The sequence below is a fragment of the Pseudomonas sp. YuFO8 genome, assembly GCF_035065025.1.
Taxonomy (GTDB): Bacteria; Pseudomonadota; Gammaproteobacteria; order Pseudomonadales; family Pseudomonadaceae; genus Aquipseudomonas; species Aquipseudomonas putida_AE.
Genome location: NZ_JAXDEQ010000003.1, coordinates 83,986 through 104,017, shown reverse-complemented (window position 1 = coordinate 104,017; position 20,032 = coordinate 83,986). Strand labels below are relative to the sequence as shown.

The 20,032-nt window shown below is 54.5% G+C and carries 19 protein-coding genes and 2 pseudogenes; 6 read left to right on the top strand and 15 right to left on the bottom strand.

The annotated features are described in order from the left end of the window. Positions 1-302: 302 nt before the first annotated feature. From queE to SOP95_RS03920, 6 genes are all read right to left on the bottom strand, one after another. A complete protein-coding gene (gene queE / locus SOP95_RS03945) occupies positions 303-938 on the bottom strand; it encodes a 7-carboxy-7-deazaguanine synthase (RefSeq protein WP_323606228.1) in 636 nt (211 codons plus the stop codon). A 63-nt stretch (positions 939-1,001) separates the two neighbouring features. Continuing rightward, positions 1,002-1,703, bottom strand: a complete 702-nt coding sequence (queC, locus tag SOP95_RS03940) for a 7-cyano-7-deazaguanine synthase QueC (protein ID WP_323606227.1) — start codon at positions 1,701-1,703, stop codon at positions 1,002-1,004. A 28-nt stretch (positions 1,704-1,731) separates the two neighbouring features. Further along, positions 1,732-2,787 carry a DGQHR domain-containing protein DpdB gene (gene dbpB / locus SOP95_RS03935; RefSeq protein ID WP_323606226.1) on the bottom strand — a complete coding sequence of 352 codons (1,056 nt, stop codon included), beginning with the start codon at positions 2,785-2,787 and terminating at the stop codon, positions 1,732-1,734. Beyond that, positions 2,784-4,082: a tRNA-guanine transglycosylase DpdA gene (gene dpdA / locus SOP95_RS03930; RefSeq protein ID WP_323606225.1), complete on the bottom strand. Its 1,299-nt coding sequence runs from the start codon at positions 4,080-4,082 to the stop codon at positions 2,784-2,786. The genes dbpB (SOP95_RS03935) and dpdA overlap by 4 nt, the downstream gene beginning before the upstream one ends. Further along, on the bottom strand, positions 4,079-5,200 hold the full coding sequence (gene dbpB / locus SOP95_RS03925) for a DGQHR domain-containing protein DpdB (RefSeq protein ID WP_177048106.1): 1,122 nt from the start codon (positions 5,198-5,200) through the stop codon (positions 4,079-4,081). The genes dpdA and dbpB (SOP95_RS03925) overlap by 4 nt, the downstream gene beginning before the upstream one ends. After that, a complete protein-coding gene (locus tag SOP95_RS03920) occupies positions 5,197-6,132 on the bottom strand; it encodes a hypothetical protein (protein WP_323606223.1) in 936 nt (311 codons plus the stop codon). The genes dbpB (SOP95_RS03925) and SOP95_RS03920 overlap by 4 nt, the downstream gene beginning before the upstream one ends. A 180-nt stretch (positions 6,133-6,312) precedes the next feature. Here SOP95_RS03920 and dbpB (SOP95_RS03915) point away from each other — a divergent pair, with 180 nt between their 5' ends. The 4 genes from dbpB (SOP95_RS03915) to SOP95_RS03900 all read left to right on the top strand — a co-directional run bounded on the left by dbpB (SOP95_RS03915) (position 6,313) and on the right by SOP95_RS03900 (position 8,842). Next, a complete protein-coding gene (gene dbpB / locus SOP95_RS03915) occupies positions 6,313-7,368 on the top strand; it encodes a DGQHR domain-containing protein DpdB (protein WP_323606221.1) in 1,056 nt (351 codons plus the stop codon). Positions 7,369-7,400: 32 nt separating this feature from the next. Next, positions 7,401-7,838 (top strand): hypothetical protein, encoded by a 438-nt coding sequence (locus SOP95_RS03910; protein WP_323606220.1) that lies wholly within the window; start codon positions 7,401-7,403, stop codon positions 7,836-7,838. Between the two features lie 44 nt (positions 7,839-7,882). Then, on the top strand, positions 7,883-8,245 hold the full coding sequence (gene queD / locus SOP95_RS03905) for a 6-carboxytetrahydropterin synthase QueD (protein WP_323606218.1): 363 nt from the start codon (positions 7,883-7,885) through the stop codon (positions 8,243-8,245). A 249-nt stretch (positions 8,246-8,494) separates the two neighbouring features. Continuing rightward, positions 8,495-8,842 (top strand): hypothetical protein, encoded by a 348-nt coding sequence (locus tag SOP95_RS03900; RefSeq protein ID WP_323606217.1) that lies wholly within the window; start codon positions 8,495-8,497, stop codon positions 8,840-8,842. Positions 8,843-8,951: 109 nt separating this feature from the next. Here SOP95_RS03900 and SOP95_RS03895 read toward each other — a convergent pair whose 3' ends face one another. From SOP95_RS03895 to SOP95_RS03855, 9 genes and pseudogenes are all read right to left on the bottom strand, one after another. Then, a complete protein-coding gene (locus SOP95_RS03895; protein WP_323606216.1) occupies positions 8,952-9,236 on the bottom strand; it encodes a hypothetical protein in 285 nt (94 codons plus the stop codon). Between the two features lie 127 nt (positions 9,237-9,363). Next, positions 9,364-9,504 (bottom strand): annotated as a pseudogene (locus SOP95_RS03890) (transposase domain-containing protein); the annotation flags it as partial. Positions 9,505-9,972: 468 nt separating this feature from the next. Then, positions 9,973-10,260 carry a hypothetical protein gene (locus SOP95_RS03885; protein WP_323606215.1) on the bottom strand — a complete coding sequence of 96 codons (288 nt, stop codon included), beginning with the start codon at positions 10,258-10,260 and terminating at the stop codon, positions 9,973-9,975. Between the two features lie 150 nt (positions 10,261-10,410). Continuing rightward, a complete protein-coding gene (locus SOP95_RS03880) occupies positions 10,411-12,711 on the bottom strand; it encodes a phage/plasmid primase, P4 family (RefSeq protein ID WP_323606214.1) in 2,301 nt (766 codons plus the stop codon). A 14-nt stretch (positions 12,712-12,725) separates the two neighbouring features. Continuing rightward, complete coding sequence (locus SOP95_RS03875; RefSeq protein WP_323606213.1) at positions 12,726-12,944, bottom strand: helix-turn-helix domain-containing protein; 219 nt, start codon at positions 12,942-12,944, stop codon at positions 12,726-12,728. 86 nt (positions 12,945-13,030) lie between these two features. Then, the gene (locus SOP95_RS03870; protein ID WP_323606212.1) at positions 13,031-13,588 is read right to left on the bottom strand and encodes a hypothetical protein; all 558 of its coding nucleotides are present in this window, start codon (positions 13,586-13,588) and stop codon (positions 13,031-13,033) included. A gap of 3 nt (positions 13,589-13,591) precedes the next feature. Then, the gene (locus SOP95_RS03865) at positions 13,592-14,974 is read right to left on the bottom strand and encodes a tyrosine-type recombinase/integrase (RefSeq protein ID WP_323606211.1); all 1,383 of its coding nucleotides are present in this window, start codon (positions 14,972-14,974) and stop codon (positions 13,592-13,594) included. A gap of 422 nt (positions 14,975-15,396) precedes the next feature. Beyond that, positions 15,397-16,254 (bottom strand): TauD/TfdA dioxygenase family protein, encoded by an 858-nt coding sequence (locus tag SOP95_RS03860; protein WP_323606210.1) that lies wholly within the window; start codon positions 16,252-16,254, stop codon positions 15,397-15,399. Positions 16,255-16,541: 287 nt separating this feature from the next. After that, positions 16,542-17,573 (bottom strand): AraC family transcriptional regulator, encoded by a 1,032-nt coding sequence (locus SOP95_RS03855; RefSeq protein WP_323606209.1) that lies wholly within the window; start codon positions 17,571-17,573, stop codon positions 16,542-16,544. A 151-nt stretch (positions 17,574-17,724) separates the two neighbouring features. Here SOP95_RS03855 and SOP95_RS03850 point away from each other — a divergent pair, with 151 nt between their 5' ends. Both SOP95_RS03850 and SOP95_RS03845 read left to right on the top strand, forming a co-directional pair. After that, positions 17,725-19,050, top strand: a complete 1,326-nt coding sequence (locus SOP95_RS03850; RefSeq protein WP_274075974.1) for an MFS transporter — start codon at positions 17,725-17,727, stop codon at positions 19,048-19,050. A 97-nt stretch (positions 19,051-19,147) separates the two neighbouring features. Next, positions 19,148-19,914: pseudogene (locus SOP95_RS03845) on the top strand (putative sulfate exporter family transporter). Positions 19,915-20,032: the final 118 nt, after the last annotated feature.

Below are 20,032 nucleotides of genomic sequence, written 5' to 3'. Positions count from 1 at the left end.
TTTTTTGGTGTAAGGGCAGTCCTATTAATCTAAATGTCAATGAATAAAGGTGGGGTCTTTTTTGATTTCTAGTAGATGGAAGTGCTTGGAGGACTAAGAGATATCAACGAATATCGCTGGTGTTTCTTGGTCTGCACGACATTGCTTGTTGTTATCGGTGTTGTGTTGGGGTTTATGTTGTGTTGGTTAGGCGCTAGCTATAAATTTTTTAGTGCCTCATTAACTAGCGTTTGGTTTTTTTATCGATTTTATAGGTTTTGTGGTGAGGTGGCTTTGGTTGGTTATGAAAGTCTATTGGTGGTTTAAGGTATTTTTAGTATTTTATGTTGTTGCAAGCCTAGACGCCATTTAGGATTGCTTTTGCAGTATTTGATTGTTTCCTCAATATTATTTTTGGTATTTTGGTTGTCCATCGGTTGGAGGTAGAAGTTTTTGAAGTCAAGGTGCTCAAATTGATTGGGCATCGAGTCGGGCTGCGGGAATACGAGTTTTAATTCGTCACCTTTAGTTATCTTTAGTTGTGCGGTGGATTTTGGGCTTACACAGATCCAGTCAATACCTTTGGGTGGTGCGATAGTTCCATTCGTCTCAACGGCAATCGTGAAGTCTAACTCATGCAGAGCGGCAATCAATGCGTCATCGACCTGAAGCAAAGGTTCTCCGCCGGTTAATACCACATATTTATGATGTTGATGGGATATAGGCCAAAATGAATCAATGGCGCGGGCGAGAGCTTCAGCATTTTTGAATTTATCGCCACCATCCCCATCTGTTCCGACGAAGTCAGTGTCACAGAATGTACAAATCGCGTTAGTCCTGTCCTGTTCCCGTCCCGACCAGAGGTTACAACCAGAGAATCGGCAGAATACCGCGGGTCGACCCGCTTGGTTGCCTTCCCCTTGAAGGGTGTAAAACATTTCTTTGATGCTGTAAGTCATTTGGTTTACTCATCTGATTCAAATAGGTGGCGAGTGCTCTGATTCGCCACCGCTGAACCATCGTCAATCTCGTTCTTGAATGTACTGCTCGTACCCAGTTTTGCGCAGTTCGCAAGCTGGGCACGTTCCACACCCGTAGCCCCATTTATGTTTTTGTTGTCGAATCCCGAGGTAGCAGGTGTGGGACTCTTCTTGAATCAGGTTCACAAAATCTTGATTTCCTAAATCTTCAGCCAGACGCCAGGTCTGCGCTTTGTTGAGCCACATTAAGGGCGTTTCTATGATCACAGGAGCATCCATCCCGAGGCTCAAGGCCACCTGGGTGGCTTTCAGGGTGTTGTCCCGGCAGTCAGGGTAGCCTGAGTAGTCGGTTTCGCACATGCCGCCGACCAGCACTGTGAGGCCCCGCCGGTAGGCAATCGTGGCTGCGAACGTCAAGAACAGCAGGTTCCTCCCGGGTACAAATGTATTGGGAAGTCCATTCTTTTCAAACTCTATGGTTTTCTCAGCGGTCATCGCTGTATCGCTGATCTGGCCGAGTAATTTGAGGTCAAGCACGTGATCCTCACCGAGTCGCTGGGCCCAGTTCGGAAATCTGTTACGTACCTCCTGCAAGATATTCAGCCGACATTCGAGTTCGATTCGATGCCTCTGGCCATAATCAAAGCCAATGGTCTCGACGTGCTCGTAGCGTTCCAGCGCCCAGGCAAGGCAGGTGGTTGAATCTTGTCCGCCTGAAAAAAGAACTAAGGCTTTGGTGTGCATACTGCTCTCCTCGGAACTGGGGCTGGATTTAGCGCCGTTTCAGTTCTTGCTTGAGTTTTTCGGTCAGATACTTAGTGAGCAATCCGATATCAGTGGGCGTGTTCTGGATACCATTCCAGGGGCGGCGGTCGGTTTCAGAAATGTGCCAATCGCCACTTGTCCATGCCGTATGAGGTTTCAAAAGTTTTAGACCTTTGATAAAGCCTTCCTTGCTGGTTGTGCCTTGATCGGAGTAAAGCAACTCCATAACGAAGCTCAAAGAAACCAGCCCCGCCCCGTGCTTCAAACGTGAATTCCTGGGAGATAGTCCTTCCCATTCCGATTTGAAAACTACACGCACTGCATGGAAGAAGTTATTGATAAGTTCGATGCTGCGCCCCTCAAAGTCATCAAACTTCATGAAGCTACGAATCGCGCCATCATTCGCAGAGTTCATCACGAACTTCTGCATCGCCATGTCGCTTAGTACTCCTCTAGGATTCGTATGTTGTTTGATCTCGCCAAATAGAGAGGAGTTAGGAAGAAAGTTCAACAAATCAATAATTCGAGCAGCAAATTTACGACTCGTGAACCGTTCTGGCAGGCCGTCAACAGTCGGTAAAAGTTCATAGATCAGCGATTTTGGCAGCGGTCGCGTATTGTTGACGAGCACAAACTGCTGTCGCAGTTCGTTGTAGTCTTTACAAATCAATGCAGATACAAATACCTGGAATCCAGGTTTTTCCATCGTCGCAAGGGCGCTGAGTCGTTGTTGTCCATCGACTACAAAGCCTGGCTTGGATTCGGTAGCATCAATAATGATTTCTACAATACCCTCGCCGAGGTCTTTAATCGTTACTCCATCCAGAAATGCCAAGATAATTGCGTTAGGAAGCAATGCATCGTCGCGCTGAAGATAGTCACGAATATCTCTGATGTGCGACGCGACTTGATGGCGCTGAAAGCCTTTGAGGTGGCCTTCTTCATCACGGCCGACTCTCTCAATTTCAGAAAAATCTAAAATTTCATTTGGAGTGGCCGCAAACGAAAATACATCATGCCCGGAGGCCTGTTGGGCGCGCACACCCTTAAATCGATAGATCATTGTTTCGAAAGTTCCAGAGTTTTCTGAAGGTGGCGGTGGTACACGCCTAAATTATGAAATCCGCGTCTTTTGTTTCGATTGCTGGCTCGAAAGATAATAGTTTCGATACCCGCTGACTGACAAATCGAACATTGGCATTTTTGCCAAGGTTTATCTCTCAGCGTAGGTGAGATTAGTCGAACATGCTTGGCGATTTCTTTTTCCATTTCTACTGATGATGATATCGAACCGGAAAGAGTCAGTCGGAGATAGTCCACTAACACGGCTAAGGTTGAATCAAAGTCGAGTAGATTTTTATCGTAGTCGCGGATCGCTAGTAACGCTGCTTTTTCTTTGGTTTGTAACTCTTCTGCGCTCAGAGTGCCTTTTTTTATGCCTTGCATTAAGCGTGGGTTTTCAATCGACTGAGGAATACGGATGGCAGTGTAATAATCCAGTTTTTTTGTGTTGTTGCCCATGTAATAATTACACTTTGCATCTTTAAAAGCGCGTATAAGGGGGGAGGTTGAATCAAAACTGGTAATGCCATATCCAGTGAATTCATGGATGTTCTCAGCTTTGGCGAAACCTAGCAGATGAATATTTGTCTCGGGCTTAAGTACCGCTCGAAGTTCTTTCAGAACCTCATGAATTTGATCGACTTTCAAAGGTACTAGACCTCCGATCGCCAAGTAGCGATAACCCATGTCTTCGAGTTGTTTTGCCGCGTTCGCCATGCTTTGAGGAGACCAGCCCTGTACCGCTCCAAGAGGTTCGAAAGGCCATTCCGCCTCCTTCACTAAACGCAGAAACTCTTGCGCATTTTTGAGCGTAATTTCGTACCGAAACAGCACATCTTCCGACTGGCTCAGTGCTGGAGGATTGCTGGAATCGTAGTTGAATATGATATGGTCCGGCGAGCAACCGTGGGTGAATCCCGCATCTGAGTAGAACTCTACTACTTCGCTTGGGCTATACGCAGGGGTAGGGTGCTCTACATAGGCGAAAGCCCCGCAGTCACCTAGGACCATCGTATCTTTGAACTGAATGCCATCGAGTCGTAGAAATTTGCGCGCGCCTTCTCTGAGGAAGCGCTGCTGCTCGGAAGTCGAGTACCGAACCTTAGAATTAGCGACGCCATTTGCAGGTCGCACTGCGCTCATCGAGACCAAGAGCCCATCATAAGGGACGGGGGTCATCATTTCGTGCGCATACTGGTCATCCCAGTATCTCTTCCGGCCTGGCGCATTTCGATCGTTGATGAAATCGTAGTCCGGGTCTACGTAGTCTTGGGTGTCGGCGTATAAAAATTTCATTGGTGAGCGCTGGTCATATAGAGGCGGATCAAGGTTTCTTGCAACGCCTTGATATCTTGAGGGGTGCTTTGGATTTCATTCCACTGGACATTAATCATCGGCCACTGACCTGTTGTCCATGCGCAGTAAGGGGCTACTCTGGCCAGTTCTTGTAGCACGGCTTCGTAGGTTTCGCGCTGACCACCGATTTTGGCGTAGATCCGATCCATTAGCACGCCCATGGCGATGATCCCCGCTGAGTGCATGAGTCGACTGCTCTTGGATTCAAGTGCCCATGCCTCTGGAAACGTATCACGCACTGCCCGCCAGAAGGTCGTCAGTAGGTTATACATGGACTCAACGTTCGCTGCTCCGTCGATGCTGGAGGTATAGGGGGCCAACGCCCCCAACGGATTACCGATGCTGTTGCGGATCATCGTTATTACAGCGGTGTCAGTGATCACTGCTTTACTATTTTGCTCGGACGACCGCTTTATAAGTTTGTAGAAAGGGGAGTTGGGGTCGCGGCTAAGGAGCCCGCACAACTCAGCTGGCGCTTTGCGAGCACTCAGTTCGCGGGGCAAAAGGATGCTGCCTGTCTCCGGCAGTAGTTCGTTGATCAGTCGGGTGGGCAAGGGTTTGGCCTTGTTGACCAAAATGAATTGCTCGCGCTGGGTGGTTAGGCTGTCGGACACAAAGCCGATCACAGGCACGGGAAGATCCGAATTAGCCGCTTTCGCCAACGCCAATGAGCGTTGTTGCCCGTCTACGATCCAGGCAGATCTCATTCCTTCCTCCCGGATAGGGATCGTCAGTGTACCCGCTTGCGAAAGCCCTGCATCGCCTGTCGGCTTGCTCCCGCGCGCTGCAACAAAACGCAGGTCAGGAGACAGCGCTAAGATAATTGCATTGGGAAAAAGTACATTTCCCTGATTGAGGTACTCGGTGATCCCTTTGACATGACTCTTAATCTCAGGGCGCTGAAAACCCTTGAGGGGGCTGCTGTCTTCACGCGACAGGCGGCTGATGTCAGCAATTCGGACCAGGTCAGATCCCCTGATGAATAATGCATACACATCAAGGTTGTCGCCTTGCGTGGTGCGTAGTGCGCGCACCACGATCGCATCTTCGCTCGTCATGCTTTGCTCTCTATGCTGTCTTGGCCTTTGATGTCCTGCCAGATCCTCCGAAAGCGCGATTGCTCGCACGACACCAGGGCCTCGTCCCTTAAGTAGCGTAACAATCGGGTGGAGCTGCCTTGGTAGTCAGCCCACACACACTCAAGCATGTAGGCAATTTCACTGTCCGATGCGCGCCGCCGGATGGTCGTTTTTGCTAGGGATAAAAGATCCATCGCCGCGCTGACGCTCTTTCGAGCGATCTCAGCAGGAGCACTCGACAGTTCAAGAATCTCAATGAAATGACGCAGGGCTCTCTGAGGGAAATCGTTGCGAGTGCCTGGTAGTGTTGAGGTTTCAAGGCGTTCGTCATAGGGCATCGCTATGCGTTGTAAATGGCTGGGAAGCATCTCGATGCCTGGGCGCGAAGTGAATATTCTGAGCTTGTCGATCTGCGTGTCCCTGATTTTTCCAAGGTCTTCGCCTATCAACTGTACATAGTTTGAAGAGAGGGCAATGAGCACCAAGTCGATCTCGGGTTGGCTGACGAGGTCCGCTAGGGCGCTTGCCTTTGATTGGGTGACATTCACGGCTTCCCACCAATCTGATGCGCGCACACCCAATTTTTCGAGACGCGGGATGATAGAATTCGGATCCTGAGCCACCGTCAGGTTGTAAGGTGGACATCTCTGATCGCCTTCAATCAACCCTAAGCCGGTCGACGCAAACATTAGCTTCGCGTTCAACTTCGTTGCTACGCGCCTCGCGTCAGAAACGCTTCTGCCCACGTAAAGTGAAGATGCCATCAGAGTGGTGGGACGTTCATCTATTTGCCCCTTCCACGCCTGTGCCATGGCTGCAATCGATGAATAACACTCGTCGTTCAGCACCACCGGCGGCAGGCCGTCGAGACGTTTACGATTGGTGCAGTTGGTGATGATGACGGTTCTCATGGGAAAACTGTAGACCTGCTTTGACGGGTGTTACATTTATCTGAGGCTGACAATTTACCATTTAATAACTGTATGGGCCAATGCGCTTAAGCTAGTTTTTATGCGAAAGGGTTGGTATAAGAGCCTCAATACTGCTGCTACCCTCTTTCTGGGGGGCCGTTCGATGAAGGAAGAGACTCATTGCTTAAGTTCAGCGCAATCAAGGCGTTACAGAGCCCAACCCACCAAGTGGTATCGTTTGCGGCTACCGTTGAGCAGATTTTGGCGATCGCTAGCATCGACCGAGTCAAGCGTGATGATCGTGGCGCCCTTCATGGCTTTCAGCGGCCACAGGTGTCCAAGCACATACGAGAGATCCGCGACTACCTCTCCCGTCCCGATGCGGTAATGCCCAATGCTGTGGTGTTAGCGTTTACCAGTGGAGTCCGGGTGGTGGAAGGAAATGGAGCCTATGCAGAAATTGAGGTGGATATCTCATCCGGCCCTCCTGGGTTCGTTGTGGATGGTCAGCAGCGCCTATCTGCGTTAGCTGGGCTCGAGGGGAGTTCGTTTCAGCTACTGGTGTCTGCTCTTGTGTGTGAAAATCAGGAAGAGCTTCGCCGGCAATTCATTCTCGTCAACAACACCAGTCCATTACCGAAGTCGCTGGTATATGAACTGCTCCCGTCTGTCAGCGGCCTTCCATTCAGAATGACCTCCCGCGCCCGCGCAGCTCGCATCGTGGAAATGCTGAATTATGACGATCGATCTTCTTTGCAAGGACAGATTAAGCAGCATACCAACCCCTCAGGGGTCATCGGTGATACGTCGCTCCAGAAACTGGTAATGAATTCCCTATCTGACGGTTACTGTCGGGAGGTGATTGAGTTGTCGGGAGGTGAGGATCGGTGTTTCTTGGCCATCAGTGAGTTTTTCCAGGCGGTCCAGGAGGTGTTTGGAAATGCTTGGCATGGTCACACACCTAAAAGCTCTCGTCTCGTCCATAGCGCGGGGATTATTTCCATGGGGTTCGTCATGGAGCAGTTGTGTGTTACAGGAGCACCACTGGCCCCAGTATTCAAGTTAGGCCTTAGAAAGCTACAAGGATATACAGCTTGGACGCTCGGTTCGGGAGAGTGGTCCTTTAAAACAGGCAGCCGGCCATGGAATGGCGTTCAGAATTTACATGGTGATATTCATCTTTTGACTGATCATTTGACCAAGGTGGTTCGAAGTTCGGAGCTCGTACCTAGCTAACTGGTGCTCATTACTAATATTTAGGACGCATTATGACTACTTTAGTTTCCTCGGATCAGTCTCCAGCCCTGGCCAGTGACGCCAGTGTAAAAGAGTTCTCAGAAGTCGTTCTTCACCTATCCATGGCTTTTCAGGAGGCATTGAGGAGGCTTGCAGGGCAGGACGAAGCTTTCCCTTCGGAAGGGTATGGCATGCTGACTGAAGCCTACGGTTTACGGACGCGTGCGAATATTCTCTACCTGACGCCATCTACCCATGTAGTGCAGGCATTAAATTTTTCCCAGACGGCTATGCTGGGGAAATTCGAAGAAATATTGAATTGTCTGAGCGATGTGACCGATTTGCACACTGTTAACTCCATTTTGGTTTCGGTGATCACCATTGCATCAGCGCTGGGTGAGGGGCGAGCCAAAGTTGTAGGTTTTTTGTTTGAAACGTTATGCGTCGATCTTGAGTCTTGGAAGGTTTAGTCTAGCTGTTTTGTTTTTTGTCGCGTGAGATCCGGGAGGAATTAGTGGAGATTTTCAAAGAGTTCGTTTTTGAGGCCGCTCATCGACTGCCCAATGTTCCAGAAGGGCACAAATGTGGGCGTCTGCATGGTCATTCCTTTCGTATTGCAATTTATATTGATGGTCCTGTTGATAAAGCGTCGGGATGGGTCAGGGATTTTTCCGAGATAAAGGAGATTTTCGCGCCTCTATATGAACGCTTAGATCACAATTATCTTAATGAAATTCCCGGACTGGAAAATCCGACGAGCGAGGTTTTAGCCGTTTGGGTTTGGCAGGAGCTAAAGCCATTGCTTCCAGAGCTATCCGCAGTACGCATTCACGAGACATGTACAACCGGATGTATTTATAGAGGGCCGGAGGTATAACCACTCTCGTGTAAAGAAAGTGGAACTATGCGCAGTGTGTAGTTCGCAGGATAGGTCTATGCTTTCATTGTCGAGTCTGGTGGTGCTTTTATTGTCTAGCTCGGCACTCGCCCCTGTAGAGAGGTGGATATGGTCAAGCCTAACAACGGTCGAGGTAAAAGTGTTAGACGTGCTCGGACTCTGTCACCATATTCTCTTGAATGGTACCAGGCGAAGATTACTTCTTGGGACTTTTCGTGGTCATTTCGAATGGCTACCCGGCGCGAAGTATCGTCTGGGGAGGACGCTATCCAAGAATGCGCTGTCCTCACTTTCAAAGGCACTGTGGTTTATCCAGAGGAATTTAAGTATCCGGAGATAGTGATTCAATTGGTGGAAGGGTTTGCCTTCATTCCCAAAGAATCTGTTACTCCAAGTATTGGCTCAATGAGCGCAAATGGTCGATTGCTCTCGGTTTACGTCTCAGTTCCTGTGGAACGGATAAAGACATTGGTGTCCGTTGCACCTCACGTGCTGGTCGTTGATTTTCATGCATCGCCTTTACATTATCGTCGAGCGTTAGTCGTGTCGATACAATTAGATACTGCGGTGGAATAATGTTTGGGCGCTGATCAAGGCGTATGTATCGAGTGAGCAACGCGGGTCATGGCGTCAGGCGATCCCGTGCCAAAGGTGCTAATCCGGCAACGTTGCATTACACCGAAACTCAGTTCTCCCCATCCAACAACTTAGCCGCCCTGAACCTCTCTTCGAGCACCAGCACCACACCGGGGTAATACCTGAGACCAGAAATGAAGCCTTGATGACCGAGGTGTGGAAAAGTGTAGGCATAACTGGTTTCTTTGCCTCCGGGGCGTACAAATCCCTGCTGCCCTTCTAGCCAGGTATTTAGCAGCGCCATGACTTGTTGCGGGTCCACATTCCCACATCGTCCCGGGTGCAGGTCGCCCGATTCCACGCCATCTGCTTTAACTTTGTGGCGCTTGCCCATGGAGAACTCCTCTAAGGCAACCCAGTTTTCCATGGACCAGGCGGCGCCGGCCAGCGAGCTAAGAGTGGCACGCTCTTTGTACGTATGCGATCCGTGAAGCACACCTACCGTCAGATGCGCTTCACGTTTACCGTGGCATTTCCGGTGAGCAGTTCCACGGCAGCAAGGCCTCGTTATCTTCTACCGACGACGAGTGGGGCAACCGCTCAAGTACGTGGCGCAGCCACGTATAGGGCTCTTAGCCGTTGGCTTTGGCAGTCTCGAACAAGCGTGCTGGCGATCTGGGTCGATCAGGCGGCGGATTTCGGGAGTTTTCAGGGTTCAAGCCCCTCAACAGACACTGAGTAGATACGGAAAATGGCTGCTTCCCGGGCAACTCGCCGTAAAGCCACATATTTTGCTGGCTTAGCAGTTATTACTAAGGGATTAGAAATCCTATGCGTTAGCTTTTCAGCACCGATGGGCCAGTGACATTGAAACCGTCAAAGAGTTTCTGTTTTGCCCCATCCGTAGCCTTGTGTAAGCCCGTAAGCATCAAACACGTCTACACCGGGCCATTCAAACCAGCTATCAGCGGATCAAAGGTCCGTTGGTGGTCACATTTCCAGAGGCCGAAATGCTTTCCTGCACCAGCGCCATAGCTTCGACCTGCTGCACTGCCGCAGCCAGGGCGTTCGGCCTTCCATACGGGAATCTGAAAAATTTCCCAAATGTGTCCCAGTTGTCCCAGATTTCACTAAAGTAAACATTGTTTTTTTATCAAACGAATTAGCAGTTCGGCATAACTTTCTCCAGGTTGTAGCGTTGCCTTAACCGCTGCGACATCTTCAGGTGCCAACCATAGCAAAAGCGTTTGCCACCCCTCGGCACGGCGGCGAGCGCGCAATACGCGCATCGACTTAGCCATTGCCGTCTTGGGCTTCGGAACACCAATCAACCAGCCCTGACTGAGCAGCCGCTCAATCTCCACCGCGTTATCCAAGGTCCGACAGTGGGTTGGGTGGACAAGCAGTTTGGGTTTCATAATTTTCCACCTCATCACAATGGGCGGTTGTTGCCGCCGTATCCCGGTATCCTAGGTATCCCAGCAAAACCCCATTGTTACTTCTACATTTAGTATTTTTAAAAAGTAGAACCTACAAATTGATTTTGCTAGGCAACGCTAGGATACCGACTACAACAGAAGGGCCCTCTTTCTGTCCCTCTCAGCGTCTAGATCAACCACTTCGACTGTTCCGGCAGCAAATTCCACCGCTGTGGTCGTGACGGTGGCCAGTCCAATGCCCCTATAAATCCAATGTTGATTACCCTTCGGGCCGACCCTTTTTCGCTCCAGATTCGATAGTGCAGCATGCAGCGAAACGCCAAACGAGGCTTTGGTTGGTGCGCGCTGCCATCCTTCTTGACGGCAATACAAGTCGTAAACGTTATAAAGCGCGTCGCACCGCACCTGCGCATTAGGATCGACCACGCACTTATCTTCTATAAATGCACTGATCGGCGAACTCAGCTTTTCCAATTCCTGCACCAATTCCAATGCCGAAGCCGGCTGACGAAATGCCCCACGCGTATTAAGCCGTTCCAGACCATCCAATGCCCAATTCAAAATGGCCGGTAGTTCCTGTAAAAGCCGATCCGCCAGTCCCAAATCTTCGCGACCAAAAAAGTTATTTGTCAGGCGTAATATGATAAAGCGCGAAGCCAATGCGCCACTGTCATCGAGAATTTTTGGTAATTCGTTGCTGAACATTAACAAGCGTGTTTTTAATGCCCCGGTCCAGGTGGATTTATATTTCCGGTCGAACGTCAGCATGTCCTCGCCAGATATAGATAACAGATGGTCCGCCAAATGCTTCTGATCGATGTGACCACTCAGGCGCACATCGGAAAAAATGGCCAACCTTTTGTTGATAAGCGGCTCCAACCCGAAATTTGTAGACAAGATGGCCAGAGTCGAACCTACGCAATTCACTTCGCCAATCATGTTGCGCAATACGCGGGCGATTGTCCCTTTACCCCCACGCTTGGGACCAACGATCATCGGGATTTTTTGCTGTGACGTGTCGCTGGTCAGCACATAGCCGAAGAATTCTTGCAGCGTCTCGATGCTCTCAACATCGTCGCCCCACAGATCATTCAGGAAATGCAGCCACGCTTTAGGCGCACCGGCATTCGGTTCGTAGGGGAACGGTAAAGCCGTTGTGGTAAACAGCTTTGGGTCATGCGGATAGAGGGTACGACTCGGCATATGCAAGATACCGTTCGCCATGACCAGCAGATCTTTAGGATCGGGCAACGCTTGCGCTGACGCCACGTCCAGCCAACACGGCATCACTTTGTGGCTACCTAGATGAGCCGCTGCTTTTATTGCGCCCAACACATCGCCGGACCTTGCTCGGTTGACCCCAAATGACGCAGTTTTCTTCCCGCTCTTGCCGATAAAGTGCCGTGCGCTGCCCAGGTATTCCCAGACCTTGGCCGCCACGTCGTCTTCTTTGCGCATCTGGTACGCGCCATCACACCATGCGTAGGCGTCACCATTCCAGTAACGCAGCAGGCGCGTGCCGTCATCAGTCGTAAAGCATTCTGCGATCAGCCTGTGAGCCGTAAACCACGGCTCGGTTCGTGACAGCGTGCGGTCGGCCCGTGCCTTGCGGATCATTGGGTTTATGTAGTCGTCGCCACGACCGTCCTGCACTACCTTGCCGTACGGGAATGCGTGATGGATCACCGTAATCTCGGCATCGTTGAGGCCGCGCTTCACCGCCAGTGAGGTCAGCGACATGTCGAGGCCGTTGCGGCTAGGATCGTCCAGCCCATCGGTGATGCCGCTCCAGCGCTTTTGCAGGTCCGCGTCACCCGCCAGCAGTTCGACGAAGCGCTCAGGTAGATCGTCAGAGCATGGTGCACCGGTTGGCTTGCTGACCTGCTTTCCGGTAGTCAGCAGACCCTGCCAGCAGGCTAGCAGTTTCGCGGGGATCAGCGGGATGGCGCCGATGTCGCCCTCAAGCGCATATGGCCGTCCGGTGTCCGGATGGACGCTGGGTGGCAGCACGTCCTGTACGGTCAAGCCCCCCTGCGTGCCACAGCGGAAGTCGATGATGTCTTTCTTGCCGACCTTCGCCTTCTTTTGTGGCAACGGCGCATCCAGCCGGTACAGCAGCTTGGCCCGTCCTTCGCGGCCTGAGTTGATACGTACTGCATCCGGGGCGCTCAGCAGCGCATCCAGATCAACCTCTAGTGCTGCCAGCCATTGGCGTGCTTCGGCCATGTCATCAATGTCGATGGCGCAGGTCGGTGGATCACTATAGGCGTGCATCAGGCCGAGGTTGCTGCTGCCGTCGATGCGTGCAGCCGCTTGTTCGCTAGTGCGAATAGCGTTTTCCGGCAAGTTCCATCCCCTATCAGTGAGGCCCTTTTTTCCGCGCGGGATCGACACCAGCGCCAACCCGGCAGCGATGTACGCGTCGATCATTGCGCCGCGCGTCATCACAGCAAACCAATCTTGTCCGCTTTCGTGATAGCCGGCACGCCCTCGCTCGCCAGCCGGTGTACCTCGGCGGCAGGAATGCGCCGGTCGGCGCCAAAGGGCACCCACGCCAGGGCACCATTTTTCATCAGCGCGTAGACGGTGCTTCGCGACACGTCGAGCATTTGGGCCGCAGTGTTCGGGCTGAGGAGAAGGGGTTCGACGATAGGGCTGTTCATCTGGGTTTACCTGCAACTCGTGAATTTAGGTAAACCCTATCCCCGATCCGCAGCAGCAAGAGAGGACAAAAAATCCGGAGAATTTTCTAGGATTCGGGCTCGGGACCGGCTGCGTCGGTTTCCTCTTTCGTCCATTCACGCTCAGGCTTCGTTTGGTTGTGCAACCGGCGCAACACACGCGGGTCCGCTCCAGCCTTCGCGCCGCGCTCCTCTTGATGCACAGTGTCCAACAATGTCAGCAGCGGCCGGCCTCTACGCCTGCTGGCAGCGTGCAGGAAGAGGGCGGCGATGGCTTGAATTTGGTCGGGCGCCGGCTGGCCTGGAAAGAGTTCGTCTTTCGGCGCATGCCGCCAAGGGAGCCGTTCACCAAACTCGTACCAACCGCCGTCGCGGGTGAAACTGGCGAACCAGCGCACCAGCTCACTTCGTATCCCCAAGTTCAACGTGGTGCTACTGCGTTTCCGCGCTGCGGCCTTGTGCAAGATCTGGCCGAGTTGGGCTGCCAGCTGCCGCTGTGTATCTTCCCAATCATGGCTCATGTGGTAGGGCGGCATAACTGGTGCGTAGTCATCGACCAACCAGCGCGACGCCTCTGCCGCTTGCGATTGGCTTAGCTGGACTTGGATCGTTCCCTTGATAGGCATGGTTCACGCATCCGCGTGCAGCAGTGGCACGACGTTTGAGCGGGCCTTACCAGTGGCGATTTCGTCGAGCTTCGCCGCCCAGGCGTTCAACGCGACGCGTTTCTCGTCCAGGTATTCGTGCATGTCGTAGTGTTCGCTTTGAATCCCTGCGAAGCCGTGGCTCAATAATTGAGCGCGCACGTCTCTGCTTATGCCCATTCCGGCCAGCATGGTTTCGCAGGTCCGGCGAATGTCGCGCAGTTGGAAGGGTTCGCGCGCGGTTTTGTCCTTTACCATGGCGGTGCTGATTTCAGCCACCACTGCACTGAGTTTTTCAGGGCGCACAGCGACCTCGTGCAAGGCGAACAGGAACGCCTTGCTACCATTGGTCGCTAGCATCCTCTTGACGATACCAAAGGCTTTTTCATTCAGTGGCACCACATGCACATAAGGCGTTTGCCTTTTACCCTTGGGATCGAGCAAAACGATGGTGCGACCATCAGGGTCCACGTCAGCTGGCCGCAGGCGCAGCAGTTGGGCGAGCCTTTGCCCGCCAAGGAACAGCGCCAAGGTAACGATATCGCTGTATAAACTCTGCTGCTGGTCCAGCGCAAGCATAAAGGCGCGAAGCTCGCTCTCATTGAGCGTCCGCTTCAACGCCCGGTTATAGCGCTTGAACGCCTTGGCCGGTATGGCCGCGACCGGGTTAGCTTCCAGATTGAATCCGTGCAGGTCAGGATGGACGGTTGGGTCATATTCAGCATCGAGTGCGAGGGTGTAGGCAGCGCGCAAGTAGCTTCTCAATTTGCCAGCGGTGCGCCCCTTACTGCCGACGATCAGCGTAGACAACACAAGGTTCACATCCTTATGAGTGATGTGCCGCGCACGGGTGGCGGCCAGGTGTGGGAATGCAACGATCACGTTTTTCCTGAACAGACTTCGCACTGCCCCAGCGCTGGTCTTGCCCAACCGTTCCAAATGCGCGACATAGCCATTGCACAACGCTTCGAGTGATCCGCTGGCAGCCTGCCGTTCCGCCTCCTCGCGAGCGTGCCGGGCTGCCTTGATGGCAGCTGCCTGCTCGGCCTCCTGATGCGCCAGATACGCATGCAGGTCGCGGTGGCCATCCTGATACAACCGTGACAACTCGCCGGCCCGTGCCGTGGCATCCCTGAGCGCAAGGCCGGCTTTGCCATCGCTGTCATAAATTCCAAGCGGAAGCTGGGCCTGTTTCCCGTCCGGGCTGGTGTACCTGAAATAGAAGGCAGCTCGCCCGTTCGCATTCGCACGTACGCGCAGCCTGCCAACGCCACGCGACTTCGCGGCATCCGTCACCCACACATCCGCGCCGGCCGCTTTGGCGTCGCGGATTGCTTTCTGAACCGTCCGATCAGTCAGGTTTGACATGATCATTCCTCCTCAGTCCCATGGCTTCCCGTGTCTATACCGTGTCTGTTAGACGCCAGACACGAGTAGACATAGAGAACCAGACACACACTAAGGATAGGCCGGATTCATTGATTCACAAGGGTATTTTTTTATACAGGGAGACACTGGCGGACAGTGCTGGAAGGAACAAATAGGGACTTAAAATCCCCCGCTCGTAAGGGCGTGCCGGTTCGATTCCGGCTTCGGGCACCATATATATCAAAGGCTTACGCTTGATGGCGTAGGCCTTTTTTGTTGGGCGCAAACGGGGTCGAACTCCCGGAAAAACGCCGTAACAGCGGTTTGGGTGACGGGCAGCTATTGGCCGTTTCGTCCAATGGTAAAGAACGACCCAAAGGAGACGCTCAGCAGCGTCTCTGGGGTCTGAACCGGTTGACTGATCAGTAGGGTTTGTCACCGATAATAGCCGCGCGCTCCATCTTGCGATGGCAAGGCGGATAGTCCATCACGGCGTAGTGTTGGGTGCAGCGGTTATCCCAAATCGCCACGCTGTTTTTCTTCCAACGCCAGCGCACCTGATACTCGGGATTGTAGGCCTGGCTGATCAGGTACTTGAGCAGGTCGACGCCGGCCTGGTTGTAATCCTGGCCGAAACGGACACGGCCATCGCGGTGGTAATTGACGAAGTGTGTGGCGTAGGCATTGACGAACAGCACCTTCTCGCCGGTTTCCGGGTGGGTGCGCACGACCGGATGTTCAGAATCCGGGTACTGCGCCTTCATCGCCAGGCGCTTTTCCCTGGGCATGGCGGCGGCGAAGGAGGCGTTGAAGCTATGGCTGGCGATCAGGTTGCCAATTTCCTGTTTCACGTCCGCCGGCAGCTTGTCATAGGCCAGCACCATGTTGGCCCACATGGTGTCACCGCCGACCGTAGGGCATTCGATGCAACGCAGCACCGCGCCCATCGGCGGTGATTCACGCCAGGTGGCATCGCAGTGCCAGGCATTTTCATAGCGGTCCGCCGGGTTCTCGGGGGTCTTGTAGATTTGCACGAGGCCGGGCGCTTCGGGATGGCTGGGCAGCATCGGGTGGGTTTCGAGCTGCCCCATGCGCAGGGAAAAAGCCTCGTGATCGCGACGGGAAAGTTTGTCCAGATCCTGGTCACGCAGGAACAGCACCTTGTGTTTGAGCAGTGCGGCGTAAATTTCGTTGAACAGGTCGTCATCGCGCACTGCGTCGCCCAGGTTCACATCGAGCAGTTCCGCGCCGATGGCGCAGGTCAGTTGTTCGACTCGCATTGCGTCTCCATTTACTTGGTCTATGGCCGGGCCGTGGGCGTGACAGGTGAAAGCCATGCCTTGAGTGACGGCGGCGCTTGTTATTGTTGATCCAGTTTTTTGGCTGCGGCGGTGTGGGACAGGTGAATCCGCGGGAGTCTGCGGCAGGAGCCGACAGCGATGCCGCGCGCCTATCCTAGTTGGCAGGCACGGGCAATCCTGTGCATTTCAGGACGTTTTCTTAGCGTATTGGGACAAAGTCGGTCCGCTCGCGGGCGCGCTCCCTTGGGACCGCCCGTTCCACTTACTCAGGTGAGTGACCCGGGTGTCACCTGGCTCTCTCGGTAGGCTGTGACCCAACTCGATGGCGTCTGGCCAAACTGGCCACGGAACCAGCGGGAAAAGTCACCGGCAGAGGAAAAACCAAGCAGCTCGGCGACCTCATATAACCGGCGCTTGCTGTTGGCCAGGTACTCTTCGGCGAGTTCGGAACGCACGGCATTGATGATGGTGGTGACGCTTTGCCCTTCCTCCGCGAGGTGCCGGTTCAGCGTGCGTCGATGCACGCCGAGGTGCTGGGCAACGCCATCGACGGAACACAGCCCGCCCGGCAACAACATCTTGACCACCTGGCGCACCTGCTGCGCCGGCTCGTCGCGCAGGTTGGCCAACAGCAGGTCCAGGGATCGCTTCACTTCGCGATGCAGCGTCGGGTCTGCCGCGGGAATGGCCGCGTCGAGATCGCGGGCGCGGCAAACGATGGCATTGAACTCCTGGGAAAACTCGATCGCCGTGCCCAGCACGCGGTGATGGACTTCCAGGCTGGCGGGTCGCTCGTGGGTAAAGCTGACCCTGACTGGCCGGAAAGTCTGGCCGCTGAGATTGTTCAAGGTGCGCACGATAATCCCCGTCGCCTGTTCGATCGCCTGGCGCCAAACGCCATGATGACCCTGCATGTTCACACCCATATGCAACAGGACCAGGTCCCCGACATCTTCAAGCCGCAGCTCCACGCCGGCGTTATGCAACCGGGCGTAACGCGCGCAGGACAGCAAGGCTGCGCGCAGGGTCGGCTCTTCGCGAATGAGCAGCGCCAGCATGCCGAAGTTGGACAGCTGCCTCGATTGCGCCAGCAACAGCCCGAACGCCTCATGGCCAGACAGGCGCGCCGACTCTTCCAGCAGCCAGCCGACCGAATCGCTGCTGATCATGATGTTCGGATCGGCCAGGGTACTGGCCGGCAGCTTGGCCAGGCGCAGCATGCGAAACGGGTCGAGCCCTACGGAGCGGGCCACTTGCTCATAGTGGGTCAGGCTGGCACTGCGGGTCAGGGTGTACATGCTGGGCTGTCCCAATTTCACAAGAATGTGTCCTGCGAAGCTTAGTGCAGGACGCCCCGCCAGAGCTACCTTCAGGTCACTGATAATAGTGGAGGCAGAGCCGTATTGGCCATCCGCTTTATAACAACAATAAAACCCATGAGGAGGCTGCATGGCCTTTCACCCAATCGCCGACGATGACGACGCTGGTTGCGTCAACGTTGCGCGTAGATATGCCTGGATTGTCTTTGCACTGACCTTCGGCCTGTTGATTTCCGATTACATGTCGCGCCAAGTGCTCAATGCGGTGTTCCCGCTGCTCAAGAGCGAGTGGGCACTGAGTGACGGCCAGCTCGGCCTGCTCAGTGGCATTGTCGCCCTGATGGTCGGCCTGCTGACGTTCCCGCTGTCGCTGATGGCCGACCGTTTCGGCCGGGTCAAGAGCCTGGCGCTGATGGCGCTACTGTGGAGCCTGGCCACTTTGGGCTGCGCCTTGGCGCAGGACTACCCGCAGATGTTCATCGCCCGGTTCATGGTCGGCGTCGGCGAAGCCGCCTACGGCAGCGTGGGCATCGCGGTGGTGATTTCGGTATTCCCAAAACACATGCGCGCCACCCTGGCCAGCGCGTTCATGGCCGGCGGCTTGTTCGGCGCTGTACTGGGCATGGCCCTGGGCGGCGCGATCGCCGCCAAGCTGGGCTGGCGCTGGTCATTTGCCGGCATGGCGTTGTTCGGCCTGTGCCTGGCGGTACTGTATCCAATCATCGTCAAGGAAGCGCGCATTGCGCCGCAACGTGCGGCGCGGGCCCTGAACCAGGGCGCGCAGGTCCAGCGCCCGTTGCGTACCCTGTGGTCCAGCCGTTCGGTGGTGGCGACCTATTTCGGCAGTGGTTTGCAGTTGTTTGTCGGCGGCACGGTGATGGTGTGGATTCCCAGCTACCTGAACCGCTACTACGACATGCCGACGGACAAGGCCGGCGGCCTGGCAGCGCTCATTGTGCTGTGCAGCGGTGTGGGGATGATTCTGTGCGGCATGCTCAGCGATCGGCTGTGTCGCAACTCACCGGAGCGCAAGGTCAGCCTGGCCATCGCCTTCTGCCTGGGCAGTTGCCTGCTCTTGTCGGCGGCGTTCGCGCTGCAGGCGGGGCCCGTGCAATTGCTGTTGATTTGCCTCGGCATGCTGATTGCCACCGGGACCACGGGCCCGGCTGGCGCGATGGTCGCCAACCTGACCCATTACTCGGTACACGGCACGGCGTTTGCCACGTTGACCCTGGCCAACAACCTGCTCGGCCTGGCCCCGGGGCCATTCATTACCGGCCGGGTTTCCGACCTGATCGGCCTGCATGCCGCGTTTCAACTGGTGCCACTGGTCAGCCTCGCGGCCGCGGCGGTGTTCTTTTACGCCAAGTGTCACTACCACAAAGATATTGCCCGTTTAACGGGTGACAGCGTCGCAGCCCCTGTCAGTGACGCCGCGTTAGAGGTGAAGTTGTGAGTCGTTTTTCAAGTGTTGATGTGTTTTTCGATCGCCCCTGGAACCTGATCGGCAAGCGCAAGCTGGAGCAGATGCTGATTTGCGAGGAGTCCATGCCATGAGCGCCATTGCTCTCACCCAAGCCCATACCCGCGTGCGCGAATTGGCACCGGGTTTTATCGTCAGCCTGATCGTGGCGGCTGCCGCTTCGTTTTTGTCCGAGCACTATGGTGCGCCGCTCATGCTGTTCGCCTTGTTGCTGGGCATGGCGCTGAACTTTCTGGCGGACGAAGGCTCGTGCAAGGCCGGTGTCGAGTTTACCGCGCGTATGGTGCTGCGCATCGGCGTGGCGCTACTGGGCATGCGTATCACACTGGAACAAATGGCGGCGTTGGGCTGGAAGCCGATGGCGCTGGTGGTGATCCTGGTGGTGGTGACCATCGGCGTCTCGGTGATCGCCGCCAGGCTGCTCGGCTTTGTTCGGCATGCTTACCGGTGGCGCCACCGCCATCTGCGGTGCATCGGCAGCCTTGGCCCTGGCCGCGGCGTTGCCTAACCATCCGCAGAAAGAGAGTGCGACCCTGTTTCACGGTGATTGGCGTGTCGGCGTTGTCGACCCTGGCGATGATCGTCTATCCAATGATTGCTCACGGGTTATCACTGATGCTGGCCTGCATCAACAGCACCGTCTGGATCGCGCCGGCGGTGCAGGGCGGGGTCAATGAGTTCTCGCGCTGGTGCCTGGTGATTTCCATCAGTGCCCTGGGCATGAAAACCCGGCTCAAGGAACTAGCAGCGGTTGGGATCAAGCCGATCCTGCTGATGGTCGGGGAAACGGTGTTTCTCGTGGTGCTGGTGCTTCTGTTACTGCACTGGGGTTCCTGAAAACAGGCTTCACACAGGTTTATGGCAGGGCTTCACTGGGCTGGCTCCTCGTTACAGTGAGGCTCACCACCGGTGTGACAAGCACCGGTTTTCGCGGCGACTGTACCAGCAGTCGCCG

Bases quoted from the DNA above. Each gene is read 5' to 3' on its own strand.
- queE (WP_323606228.1), bottom strand. From the start codon at position 938: ATGACTTACAGCATCAAAGAAATGTTTTACACCCTTCAAGGGGAAGGC.
- queC (WP_323606227.1), bottom strand. From the start codon at position 1,703: ATGCACACCAAAGCCTTAGTTCTTTTTTCAGGCGGACAAGATTCAACC.
- dbpB (WP_323606226.1), bottom strand. From the start codon at position 2,787: ATGATCTATCGATTTAAGGGTGTGCGCGCCCAACAGGCCTCCGGGCAT.
- dpdA (WP_323606225.1), bottom strand. From the start codon at position 4,082: ATGAAATTTTTATACGCCGACACCCAAGACTACGTAGACCCGGACTAC.
- dbpB (WP_177048106.1), bottom strand. From the start codon at position 5,200: ATGACGAGCGAAGATGCGATCGTGGTGCGCGCACTACGCACCACGCAA.
- SOP95_RS03920 (WP_323606223.1), bottom strand. From the start codon at position 6,132: ATGAGAACCGTCATCATCACCAACTGCACCAATCGTAAACGTCTCGAC.
- SOP95_RS03910 (WP_323606220.1), top strand. From the start codon at position 7,401: ATGACTACTTTAGTTTCCTCGGATCAGTCTCCAGCCCTGGCCAGTGAC.
- SOP95_RS03900 (WP_323606217.1), top strand. From the start codon at position 8,495: ATGGCTACCCGGCGCGAAGTATCGTCTGGGGAGGACGCTATCCAAGAA.
- SOP95_RS03895 (WP_323606216.1), bottom strand. From the start codon at position 9,236: ATGGGCAAGCGCCACAAAGTTAAAGCAGATGGCGTGGAATCGGGCGAC.
- SOP95_RS03885 (WP_323606215.1), bottom strand. From the start codon at position 10,260: ATGAAACCCAAACTGCTTGTCCACCCAACCCACTGTCGGACCTTGGAT.
- SOP95_RS03880 (WP_323606214.1), bottom strand. From the start codon at position 12,711: ATGATCGACGCGTACATCGCTGCCGGGTTGGCGCTGGTGTCGATCCCG.
- SOP95_RS03875 (WP_323606213.1), bottom strand. From the start codon at position 12,944: ATGAACAGCCCTATCGTCGAACCCCTTCTCCTCAGCCCGAACACTGCG.
- SOP95_RS03870 (WP_323606212.1), bottom strand. From the start codon at position 13,588: ATGCCTATCAAGGGAACGATCCAAGTCCAGCTAAGCCAATCGCAAGCG.
- SOP95_RS03865 (WP_323606211.1), bottom strand. From the start codon at position 14,974: ATGTCAAACCTGACTGATCGGACGGTTCAGAAAGCAATCCGCGACGCC.
- SOP95_RS03860 (WP_323606210.1), bottom strand. From the start codon at position 16,254: ATGCGAGTCGAACAACTGACCTGCGCCATCGGCGCGGAACTGCTCGAT.
- SOP95_RS03855 (WP_323606209.1), bottom strand. From the start codon at position 17,573: ATGTACACCCTGACCCGCAGTGCCAGCCTGACCCACTATGAGCAAGTG.
- SOP95_RS03850 (WP_274075974.1), top strand. From the start codon at position 17,725: ATGGCCTTTCACCCAATCGCCGACGATGACGACGCTGGTTGCGTCAAC.